This window comes from Nonomuraea sp. NPDC050540, from assembly GCF_044457485.1.
GTDB lineage: Bacteria > Actinomycetota > Actinomycetes > Streptosporangiales > Streptosporangiaceae > Nonomuraea.
Window position 1 is genome coordinate 278,129 of the sequence record NZ_JBITHA010000016.1, and the last position, 8,774, is coordinate 286,902.

Below are 8,774 nucleotides of genomic sequence, written 5' to 3' on the forward strand. Positions count from 1 at the left end.
GCGCGTAGCTGCAAGACCCAAATGCACGTGCATGTGCAATGTGCAACCGCATGGGCGCTTCGGCCGGATATGCCGAACCGGACACCGGGTTGAGACCTTGTCATACCCGGCGGAGGGATGTCACTGTGTGTCCGGACGTATTGGAGGCAGTGTGACGCAGAACCAGCCGGGTTCCGGACCTACGGCGCTGCGCATCCTCCTCGGCTCCCAGCTCCGCAGGCTGAGGGAGGGCAAAGGCGTCACGCGCGAGGAGGCCGGCCACCTGATCAGGGGCTCGGAATCCAAGATCAGCCGGATGGAGCTCGGCCGCGTCGGCTTCAAGGAGCGCGACGTGGCCGACCTGCTGACCCTGTACGGCGTCAGCGACAACCAGGCCCGTGCCGCCGTCCTCGACCTCGTGAGCACGGCCAACGAGCCCGGCTGGTGGCACCGCTTCAACGACATCCTGCCCTCGTGGTTCCAGGCGTACGTCGGGCTGGAGGAGGCCGCCGAGCGCATCAGGACGTACGAGGTGCAGTTCGTCCCGGGGCTGCTGCAGACGAAGGAATACGCCAAGGCGGTGGTCACCGCCGGTTCGGCCGGCATCAGCGCCGAGGAGATCTCCCGCCGCGTCGACGTGCGGCTCGAACGGCAGCGCGTCCTCGACCGCCCCGACGGCCCGGTCTTCTGGGCGGTGATCGACGAGGCGGCGCTGCGCCGTCCCATCGGCGGCGCCGAGGTCATGCGGGCCCAGCTGGAGCACCTCATCGAGCAGATGCGCCAGCCCAACATCACCGTCCAGGTGATGCCCTTCGACTTCGGCGGGCACAGCGCCGAGGGCGGCGCGTTCAGCATCCTGCGCTTCCCCGACCGCGAGCTGCCCGACGTGGTCTACGTGGAACAACTCGCCAGCGCCCTCTACCTCGACAAGCGAGAGGACGTCGACCGCTACACCGAGGTCATGGAGCGCCTGTGCGCCGTCAGCACCACCCCGGACGAGACGGTGGAGCTGCTGCGTACGATCGCCGACGAGTTCTGAGCGCCGTCGCGTCGTTGTTGGGTACGCATCTGCCCTAGACTGGCCAACGGCGTTGGATCCCGCCGTAGCGGAGCATGCCCGGCGCCGCTCATGTGGGCGCGGCGCGTGAGCCGTACCGAATGGACGCGCCCGCGCATCACTCGAAGCTTGATCAAGGAGACCACCCCGTGAAGACCGCTGTCGAGGAGCTCAGCCCGACCAGGGTGAAGCTCACTGTCGAGGTGCCGTTCGAAGAGCTGCGCCCGAGCCTGGATGCGGCATACAAGAAGGTCGCGCAGCAGGTCCGCGTGCCCGGCTTCCGTCCTGGCAAGGTGCCGGCCCGCATCATCGAGCAGCGCTTCGGCCGCGCGGTGGTGCTGGAGGAGACCCTCAACGACGCGGTGCCCAAGCTCTACGGCCAGGCTGTCGACGAGGTCGACGTCTTCCCGGTCAGCCAGCCCGACATCGAGGTCACGAAGATCGAGGACGGCGAGCAGATCGAGTTCACCGCCGAGGTCGACATCCGCCCCAACTTCGACGTCCCCGACTACGCGGGCACCGAGGTCACCGTCGACGCGGCCACGGTCTCCGACGAGGACATCGACGGGCAGCTCGACGGCCTGCGCCAGCGCTTCGCGACGCTGACCGGCGTCGAGCGCGCGGCCGCCGACGGCGACTTCGTCGTCATGGACCTGCGCGCCGAGATCGACGGCAACAACATCGAGGAGCAGCAGGCCAACGAGGTCTCCTACGAGGTCGGCGCCGGCTCCGTGCTCCAGGGCCTCGACGAGGCGCTCGTGGGCATGTCCGCGGGCGAGGAGAAGACCTTCGGCACCGAGCTGGTCGGCGGCGACAACGCCGGCGAGCAGGCTGACGTGATCATCACCGTCAAGTCGGTCAAGGAGAAGGTGCTGCCCGAGCTCGACGACGAGTTCGCGCAGCTCGCCAGCGAGTTCGACACGCTGGAGGAGCTCAAGGACAGCATCCGCGAGACCGCCCGCCGCAACAAGCTGGTCGACCAGGTCGTCCAGGCGCGCGAGAACGCCCTCGACGCCCTGCTGGAGAAGATCGACATCCCGATCCCCGACAGCGCGCTCAAGGCCGAGGTCGACTCCCGCAAGCACAACCTCGACCACCAGATCGCCGAGTCCGGCCTCAGCCGCGACGCCTTCTTCCGTCTGTACCAGACGACGGAGGAGGAGCGCTTCGCCGAGTTCGACTCCAACTCCGCGAAGGCCATCAAGACCGGCTTCGTCCTCGACAAGATCGTCAAGGCGGAGGAGCTGGGCGTCTCCGAGCAGGAGCTGACCAACTTCGTCGTCCGCCGCGCCATGCAGATGGGCGTCCAGCCCAACCAGCTGGCCCAGCACCTCGCCGACAACGACCAGCTGACGCTGGCCATGGTCGAGATCGTCCGCGACAAGGCCAAGGCCGTCGTGGGTGACGCCGCCAAGATCGTCGACTCCGAGGGCGCCGAGATCGACCTCAAGGCCATCTACACCGAGATCAACGGTGAAGAGGTCGTCGAGGAGCCGGCCGACGCGCCGGTCGAGGAGAAGGCCGACGCCTGATCCCAAGGCTCACGAAAGCCCCCAGCCGTCATGGTTGGGGGCTTTCGCCGTTCCGGGCCCGCGGGGCGGCCCGGAGGGACGCAGGAGGGCGCCGGGCGGCGGGAGGGTGGACGGTGGGCTCGGCGCCCTTCGGGCGGGCTCAGGGTGGGGCACGGAGACCGGTCAAGAGTGCGTCGTAACGGCGGGAACCACGTCTGACGTGAGAAGCGCCCGCAGATCGGGAGCAACTTAGCTGAAGTGGGCGGCGCTGAGCCGGCTGCGCCGTAAAGTATGGGCATCCAACCACCTGCGCCGACAGCGAACAGGTGGGGAGACGGGGCATGACCGCTAGCCGGGGCGCGTTAAGGTCACAAGCAAAGCCAATCGTTACGACGCATCGGAAGGTGAAGCTGTGACCAGCCCGCCGACCTTCAATCAGCCCGAGTCGCGAGGCCGTGAGAACGGCTCGTCCTTCCGGCTTGAGGACCAGCTTTACCAGCGCCTGCTGCGTGAGCGCATCATTGTGCTTGGGCAGGAGGTCAACGACGAGATCGCCAACCGCATTTGTGCGGAGCTCCTGTTGCTCGCGGCCGACGACCCGGACCGCGACATCTGGCTCTACATCAACTCGCCTGGCGGCTCGGTGACCGCCGGTATGGCGATATACGACATGATGGAGTATGTGCCGAACGACGTCGCGACGGTGGCGATGGGCCTGGCCGCTTCCATGGGCCAGTTCCTGCTGTCGGCCGGCGCCAGGGGCAAGCGCTACGCGCTGCCGCACGCGCGCATCATGATGCACCAGCCTTCCGGTGGCATCGGCGGCACCGCCGCCGACATCGCCATCCAGGCGGAGCAGATGCTCTATGTGAAGAAGACGCTGGCCGAGCGGATCGCCGCGCACACCGGCCAGACGCTGGAGCAGATCGAGTCCGACTCCGACCGAGACCGGTGGTTCACGGCCGAGGAGGCCAAGGACTACGGCTTCATCGACCAGGTCGTGCGCAACGCACGGCAGGTGCCCTCCGCGGGCGCCGTCTCCTAGGGGGAGCTGAAGTGAACATCCAGAGCCGCTACGTTCTCCCCTCCTTCGTCGAGCGCACCTCTTACGGCGTGAAGGAGATGAACCCGTACAACAAGCTCTTCGAGGACAGGATCATCTTCCTCGGCGTGCAGATCGACGACGCGTCGGCCAATGACGTCATGGCCCAGTTGCTGACGCTGGAGTCGCTTGACCCCGACCGGGACATCAGCATCTACATCAACTCGCCGGGTGGCTCCTTCACCGCGATGACGGCGATTTACGACACGATGCAGTACGTCCGGCCGGAGATCTCGACCATCTGCCTCGGTCAGGCCGCCTCGGCCGCCGCGGTGTTGCTCGCGGGCGGCACGCCGGGCAAGCGCCTGGCGCTGCCCAACGCGCGCATCCTGATCCACCAGCCCTCCACCGAGGGCGGCGGCCAGGCCAGCGACATCGAGGTCCAGGCCCGCGAGATCCTTCGCATGCGCACTCTCCTCGAGGAGATGGTGGCGAAGCACTCCGGCAAGGAGCCCGCCGAGGTCCGCCGCGACATTGAACGCGACAAAATTCTCAACGCGGAAGAGGCAAAGGCGTATGGTCTGATCGATGACATCATCCCGACCAGGAAGAAGCGGGCACAGGCCGTAGCTTCCTGATGTGATGTGAGGCACCGGAGCGCTGCCCAATAGGGCACGTTCCGGTGCGACTCGCCGCTAGGGGGCTCACTGAGGGCCCAGAAGACGGTAACGTCGAAACCTGAGCGGTTCGGCCAAGTCCGGAGGAAGTCCGGAAACACTGCTCTTGGGAGCAGGGCGGTCCCACGCAAAGGAGTATCTGGGGTGGCACGCATCGGCGACGGGGGAGACCTGCTGAAGTGCTCTTTCTGCGGGAAGAGCCAGAAGCAAGTCAAGAAGCTCATCGCCGGTCCCGGCGTATACATCTGCGATGAGTGCATCGATCTCTGCAACGAGATCATCGAGGAGGAGCTCTCCGAGTCCTCCGAACTCAAGTGGGACAATCTGCCGAAGCCGAGGGAGATCTACGAGTTCCTCGACGCCTACGTCATCGGTCAGGACCAGGCGAAGAAGGCCCTCTCGGTGGCGGTCTACAACCACTACAAGCGGGTGCAGTCCGGCGACCGCGGCAGAGACGAGGGCATAGAGCTCTCGAAGTCCAACATCCTGCTGCTCGGGCCCACGGGCTCCGGCAAGACCCTGCTGGCGCAGACGTTGGCCAAGATGCTCAACGTGCCGTTCGCCATCGCCGACGCCACCGCGCTGACCGAGGCGGGTTATGTCGGCGAGGACGTCGAGAACATCCTGCTCAAGCTGATCCAGGCCGCTGACTACGACGTCAAGAAGGCCGAGACCGGCATCATCTACATCGACGAGGTCGACAAGATCGCCCGCAAGAGCGAAAATCCGTCGATCACCCGCGACGTCTCCGGTGAGGGCGTGCAGCAGGCGCTGCTGAAGATACTGGAGGGGACCACAGCCTCGGTTCCTCCGCAGGGCGGCCGCAAGCACCCGCACCAGGAGTTCATCCAGATCGACACCACCAACGTGCTGTTCATCTGCGGTGGCGCCTTCGCCGGCCTCGAGAAGATCATCGAGTCGCGCATCGGCAAGAAGGGCATCGGCTTCAACGCCATCATCCGCTCGAAGGAAGAGGTCGACACCGTCGACATCTTCGGCGACGTGATGCCCGAGGACCTGCTGAAGTTCGGCATGATCCCCGAGTTCGTCGGCCGCCTGCCGGTCATCACCAGCGTGCACAACCTCGACCGCGAGGCGCTCATCCAGATCCTCACCGAGCCGCGCAACGCGCTGGTGAAGCAGTACCGCAAGCTGTTCGAGATCGACGGCGTCGAGCTGGAGTTCACCGACGACGCGCTGGAGGCCATCGCCGACCAGGCGATCCTGCGCGGCACCGGTGCCCGAGGCCTGCGCGCGATCCTCGAAGAGGTCCTGCTGTCGGTCATGTACGAAGTGCCCTCCCGCCAGGACGTCGCCCGGGTGGTCATCACCCGCGAGTCCGTGCTGGAGCACGCGATCCCGACGCTGGTCCCGCGTGACCAGCTCGCCAAGCAGCAGCGTCCGCCGCGCGAGAAGTCGGCCTAGCTCTTTCAAGCACGACGAAGCGCCCCGCCGGTCGGTGGGGCGCTTCTCCATGTGGAGACGATCCCGTCAACGGCGGCACTAAACTTGGCCGCGTGACAACGCCAGAGCTGCCTACCCAGTACACCCCGGCCGACGTCGAGACCCGGAGCTACTCACGCTGGGAATCCGAAGGCTACTTCCGCGCCGATCCGGGCAGCTCCCGCGAGCCGTACTCCATCGTCCTGCCCCCGCCGAACGTGACCGGCGTGCTGCACATCGGCCACGCGCTCGACCACTCCATCCAGGACGCGCTGACGCGCCGCGCGCGGATGCGCGGCAAGGAAGCGCTGTGGGTGCCCGGCATGGACCACGCGGGCATCGCCACCCAGAACGTCGTCGAGCGCAAGCTCGGCGCGGAGGGTCTGTCCCGGCACGACCTCGGCCGCCAGGCCTTCGTGGAGAAGGTCTGGCAGTGGAAGGAGGAGTCCGGCGGTGCGATCCTCGGCCAGATGCGGCGGCTCGGCGACAGCGTCGACTGGTCCCGCGAGCGGTTCACGATGGACGAGGGCCTGTCGCGCGCCGTCCAGACGATCTTCAAGCGGCTCTTCGACGACGGGCTGATCTACCGCGCCGAGCGCATCATCAACTGGTGCGTGCGCTGTCACACCGCGCTGTCCGACATCGAGGTCGAGCACAGCGAGGACGACGGCGAGCTCGTCTCCATCCGCTATTCCGACGAGGTCGTCGTCGCCACGACGCGAGCCGAGACGATGCTCGGCGACACCGCCGTCGCGGTCAATCCCGCCGACGAGCGCTACACCCACCTGGTCGGCACGTACGTGGAGCTGCCGCTGACCGGGCGGCGCATCCCGATCGTCGCCGACGAGCACGTCGATCCGGCCTTCGGCACCGGCGCGGTCAAGGTCACCCCCGCCCACGACCCCAACGACTTCGAGATCGGCCGCCGCCACTCGCTGCCGTCGCTGACCGTCATGGACGAGCACGGCGTCATCACCGCCCACGGTCCGTTCCAGGGGCTCGACCGGTTCGAGGCGCGGCCCGCCGTGGTGGCCGCCCTGCGCGCGGAAGGCCGCATCGTCGCCGACAAGCGCCCCTACGTGCACTCGGTCGGACACTGCTCGCGGTGCAAGACCGTGGTCGAGCCGCGGCTGTCGCTGCAGTGGTTCGTCAACGTGGGGCCGCTGGCCAAGGAGGCCGGTGACGCGGTGCGCGACGGGCGTACCCGCATTCATCCGCCGGAGCTGGCCAAGCGCTACTTCGACTGGGTCGACGACATGCACGACTGGTGCATCTCCCGTCAGCTGTGGTGGGGTCACCGCATTCCGGTCTGGTACGGCCCGGCCGGCGAAGTCGTCTGCGTGGGTCCGGACGAGCAGCCGCCGGCCGGGTATGTCCAGGATCCTGATGTGCTGGACACCTGGTTCTCCTCGGCGCTCTGGCCGTTCTCGACGCTGGGCTGGCCGGAGAAGACCGCGGACCTGGCCCGCTTCTACCCGACATCGGTGCTGGTGACGGGGTACGACATCCTGTTCTTCTGGGTCGCCAGGATGATGATGTTCGGCCTCTACGCCATGGACGGGCAGCCGCCGTTCCAGGTGGTCGCCCTGCACGGCATGGTGCGCGACCAGTACGGCAAGAAGATGTCCAAGTCCTTCGGGAACGTGGTGGATCCGCTCGACTGGATCGACCGCTTCGGCGCCGACGCGACCCGCTTCACGCTGTTGCGCGGCGCCAACCCCGGCGCCGACGTGGCGGTCAGCGAGGAGTGGGCGGCCGGCTCGCGCAACTTCTGCAACAAGATCTGGAACGCCACGCGGTTCGCGCTGATGAACGGCGCCACGGTCGGGGAGCTCCCGGCCGACCTGACCGCGGCCGACCGGTGGATCCTGTCCCGGCTTCAGCACACGATCGAGGCGGCCGATGCCGCGTTCGAGGAGTTCGAGTTCGCCAAGGTCTCCGACCTGCTGTACCACTTCGCGTGGGACGAGGTCTGCGACTGGTACCTGGAGCTGGCGAAGATCCAGATCGCCGAGGGCCGCACGGGAACCCGCCTGGTCCTGGGCCATGTGTTCGACGCGTTGCTGCGGCTGCTGCACCCGCTGGTCCCGTTCGTCACCGAGGAGTTGTGGCAGGCGGTTACCGGCGGCACGTCGGTGATGGTGGCGCGGTGGCCGGTCGCGGACCCGCGCTATCGCGATCCGGCGGCGGAAGCCGAGATCACCGCGCTCCAGGAGCTGGTGACCGAGGTGCGCCGCTTCCGCTCCGACCAGGGACTCAAGCCGGGCCAGCGGGTCGCCGCACGTCTCGGTCTCTCCGGTACGGCTCTCGCGGCGCAGGAAGGCGCGATCCGGTCGCTGCTGCGGCTGGAGGAGCCCGGTGACGGGTTCTCCGCCACCGCGCGGTTCGCGGTGACCGGGGTGAGCGTCGAGATCGACACCGCCGGCGCCATCGACGTGGTCGCCGAGCGCAAGCGCCTGGAGAAGGATCTGGCCGTGGCGCGCAAGGAGGCCGCCCAGGTGTCGGCCAAGCTGGGCAACGAGCAGTTCATGGCCAAGGCTCCCGAGGACGTGGTGGCCAAGGTCAGGGCACGTGCGACGCAGTCCGGCGAGGACATCGCGCGCCTGGAGGCACAGCTCGCGGCCCTGCCGGCTGGGTGATGTTTGGCGGTAACGCATGGAGGGAAGACTCATTCGTTACCGGGAAGTTGGACGTTGTACCTGCGTTGTGCTGCTACAGTTTTCAACGCAGGGCGAGCACGCCCCGATGAGCCTCCGGGTTCGGAGCTCATCGGAACGCTGCTAGGCTCTGAACCATCCCAACGACTGATCCGGATTTTCGGCTGTGTCCGCTTGATTGGACAAGGGCCGGATGTTGGAGTAAGTTAGCGGGGTTGCCTCAAATCCACCCAGATGGCCAGTTTGACAGGGTCATCTGGATCTGGTAAAATAGAGACAGACGAAATGTGCGCCTCTCGCAGTACCGGGGAGTACGCGTCCGTTTCTTGAGAACTCAACAGTGTGTTAAAAGCCAGTGCATGAAGTATTTCATGCAACACCTCGTCTGGAATATGATGAGTTTTTGCT

At 66.7% G+C, this 8,774-nt stretch carries 7 protein-coding genes; 6 read left to right on the forward strand and 1 reads right to left on the reverse strand.

Annotation, left to right across the window (positions count from 1 at the left end; translation table 11 throughout):
- The first annotated feature begins 151 nt into the window (after positions 1-151).
- The 6 genes from ACIBI5_RS41420 (at position 152) to ACIBI5_RS41445 (ending at position 8,348) form a co-directional block, all read left to right on the forward strand.
- The gene (locus ACIBI5_RS41420; protein ID WP_379627737.1) at positions 152-1,018 is read left to right on the forward strand and encodes a helix-turn-helix domain-containing protein; all 867 of its coding nucleotides are present in this window, start codon (positions 152-154) and stop codon (positions 1,016-1,018) included.
- 167 nt (positions 1,019-1,185) lie between these two features.
- Positions 1,186-2,568 (forward strand): trigger factor, encoded by a 1,383-nt coding sequence (tig, locus tag ACIBI5_RS41425; RefSeq protein WP_397255282.1) that lies wholly within the window; start codon positions 1,186-1,188, stop codon positions 2,566-2,568.
- A gap of 391 nt (positions 2,569-2,959) precedes the next feature.
- On the forward strand, positions 2,960-3,592 hold the full coding sequence (locus tag ACIBI5_RS41430; protein ID WP_184976093.1) for a ClpP family protease: 633 nt from the start codon (positions 2,960-2,962) through the stop codon (positions 3,590-3,592).
- A gap of 11 nt (positions 3,593-3,603) precedes the next feature.
- Positions 3,604-4,227 carry an ATP-dependent Clp protease proteolytic subunit gene (locus ACIBI5_RS41435; protein WP_184976096.1) on the forward strand — a complete coding sequence of 208 codons (624 nt, stop codon included), beginning with the start codon at positions 3,604-3,606 and terminating at the stop codon, positions 4,225-4,227.
- Positions 4,228-4,410: 183 nt separating this feature from the next.
- Positions 4,411-5,691, forward strand: coding sequence for an ATP-dependent Clp protease ATP-binding subunit ClpX (clpX, locus tag ACIBI5_RS41440; protein WP_184976099.1), 1,281 nt, complete (start codon positions 4,411-4,413; stop codon positions 5,689-5,691).
- A gap of 92 nt (positions 5,692-5,783) precedes the next feature.
- On the forward strand, positions 5,784-8,348 hold the full coding sequence (locus ACIBI5_RS41445) for a valine--tRNA ligase (RefSeq protein WP_397255285.1): 2,565 nt from the start codon (positions 5,784-5,786) through the stop codon (positions 8,346-8,348).
- 224 nt (positions 8,349-8,572) lie between these two features.
- Here the strand turns inward: ACIBI5_RS41445 and ACIBI5_RS41450 are convergent.
- The coding region (locus tag ACIBI5_RS41450; RefSeq protein ID WP_397255287.1) for a hypothetical protein at positions 8,573-8,774 on the reverse strand (202 nt) is incomplete at its 5' end.